The 572-nt window shown below is 64.5% G+C and carries 2 pseudogenes; both read right to left on the bottom strand.

Annotated features, from left to right (window positions below):
* A pseudogene (locus HA630_RS01495) lies at nucleotides 1-416 on the bottom strand (hypothetical protein); the annotation flags it as partial.
* Between the two features lie 70 nt (nucleotides 417-486).
* A pseudogene (locus HA630_RS01490) lies at nucleotides 487-572 on the bottom strand (amino acid ABC transporter ATP-binding protein); the annotation flags it as partial.

The raw sequence follows: 572 nt of genomic DNA, 5'->3' as shown, positions 1-572 counted from the left end.
TGCGCCCCGAACATGAGCCCGACAAAGCCACTGAGAAACGCCAGGCGGTGCACGTAGTACGCCGCTTCGCCACTGGTCGCGAGGATGAAGACCAGTGCGCCCAGGACCACGGCCACCAGCAGCCGGTGGTTGACCGGCTGCCGAAAATGCCGGTAAGTGCCGCGTAGCTGCAGCACGGCGATCAGCACCACCAGCAGGTTGGGCAAGGCCATGGACAGCAGGTGGTGCCAATGCCCTTGCGTGGTGTAGAGGGCCGCCGCAAAGATGGACAGGATGGGAAAAGTGGCCCAATCGTCCAGGCCCTGGATGGAGGGCGGGTAGCTTTTGCGGATGAAGAACAGCACCAGGGCCATGAGCGCGCCCATCAGGCTGGCAATGGCCACAAACGTTTGCAGGCTGGTGACGGGCAAAGGCAACTCCAGGGTGGGGGGAACGCTGGCGTGGCCAGCCCCCCAATATACGGGATGCGCCCGGGCCCGGCCGGTCTCAGTGCTGCAGGATCTTGTTCAGGAAGTCCTTGGTGCGCGGCTGCCGCGCGTCGGGGTTGCCGAAGAACTCGTCCTTGGAGCAGT

It is taken from the genome of Aquabacterium sp. A08 (assembly GCF_011742065.1).
This window is presented reverse-complemented; position numbering and strand designations above follow the sequence as displayed.